The sequence below is a fragment of the Nocardioides oceani genome, assembly GCF_030412965.1.
Lineage (GTDB): Bacteria > Actinomycetota > Actinomycetes > Propionibacteriales > Nocardioidaceae > Nocardioides > Nocardioides oceani.
The window spans coordinates 1-1691 of record NZ_JAUHJQ010000040.1; the positions used below are offsets into that span (position 1 = coordinate 1).

At 67.8% G+C, this 1691-nt stretch carries 1 pseudogene; it reads right to left on the bottom strand.

Annotated elements, in window-relative coordinates:
- Positions 1–127: 127 nt before the first annotated feature.
- Positions 128–1503: pseudogene (locus QWY28_RS23170) on the bottom strand (IS30 family transposase).
- Between the last annotated feature and the right edge of the window lie 188 nt (positions 1504–1691).

The following is a 1691-nucleotide window of genomic DNA, read 5'->3' on the forward strand; positions in this document are numbered from 1 at the left end:
CAGACCCCAGGTGGTGGCGCAGTCACGATGCTCGCAGTCATAGGAGTCGCCACGAGATCCGACGGACGCGACGGCCTCGGCTTCGGCGAGCCGCTCGGTGTAGCGAATCGCTCGATATTGGGCGAAATCAATCGGTCGTCGCAACACCTGCTTGTTGGAGCAACAGTAGGTGCTCGTTCATCGCCTCGGCCGGCGTTCTCCAACCGAGCGTCTTTCGGGGTCTGTCATTGAGTGCGTGCGCGACGGCGGCAAGGTCTTCGGCGGTCCAGCGGGACAGGTCGGTGCCCTTCGGGAAGTACTGGCGCAGCAGCCCGTTGGTGTTCTCGTTCGTCCCGCGCTGCCACGGGCTGTGCGGGTCGGCGAAGTAGACCGCCGTTCCGGTCTCGACCTTGAACGCGGCGTGCCCGGAGAGTTCCTTGCCGCGGTCCCACGTCAGTGATTGCCGCAGCTGCTGAGGCAGCTTGGTCATCGTGGCGGCCAGCGCCTTGTTCATCGACATCGCTCCGTAGCCACCCAGGGCCGGGCCGTTCTTCACCGGAGCGACCAGGCCGTAGCCCTCTTCGCGGGGCAGGTGTACCAGCATGGTGAATCTGGTCTGTCGCTCCACGACCGTGCCGATCGCCGAGCGCTGTAGCCCGATGATCAAGTCTCCTTCCCAATGGCCGGGCACGGCGCGGTCCTCAGCTTCGGCGGGCCGTTCGCTGATCATCACCTCGGCGGTACGTGACCGCCCGGTTTGCTCTTGCTCCGGGCCCGCGGCACGCGCAGTGCGCGACCGGTGCGCAGGCAGGCGACCAGCTCGCGCTTGAGCGCGCCACGGCCCTGGATGTAGAGCGCCTGGTAGATCGCCTCGTGGCTGATCCGCATGGACTCATCATCTGGAAAGTCGACCCTGAGCCGGTGTGAGATCTGCTCCGGACTCCACGCCATGGCCCAGCGCCGGTCCTGACGCCGCGGCTTGTTGCGCCCCTTCCACGGCGCCGGACTCGGACCGACGACGACCGTGCCGTCTGGTCGGCGGACCTCACCGGCCAACCGCTCCTGGACGTACTCCTGCAACTGCGGGTTGGCGACGAGCTTGGCTGTCTTCGGGCGCCGAGCCGCGAGCTCGGCCTTCCACTGCGCGACACCAGCCCGGTACTTCAGCTTGCCGCTGCGGGTCGCGGCGTTGCGTCTCAGCTCGCGCGAGATCGTCGACGGCGACCGGGCAACACGTCGGGCGATCTCACGAACGCCGCAACTCTGGGCCCTAAGGAGCGCGATCTCCTCCCGCTCAGCGAACGACAGGTAACGGCCCGACGGAGCATCGAGACTGATCGACGGCATGCCGCCACGCTCGCGGAACCACCTCGACCCCACCGGCCCCGACACGCCGACCGCGATCGCGGCGTCTTCGCTCGTCGAGCCCTCGGCGATTCTGCGCCAGAACGCCTGCTCGATCTCGCGACGGATGGGCGGGTGCCCTGGCGAACGCATTGCCGGCCGTCCCGTCTGCGTGACCATCCACCCTGGCTGTCGTCCCATCAACACCTCCACGCTTGGGGTGTTGCTTCGACTGGTTGAACCCAGGTTGGACTCCGCGGTCGCTGTGATGCGTGAGCCCGGTGACGTCCTGCCCGGCGCGCTGCCGGGTCCACAGCCCCATGTCGAGCGCGTCGAGTGCCAGGTCGGTGCGCAGCGACGTGGACACC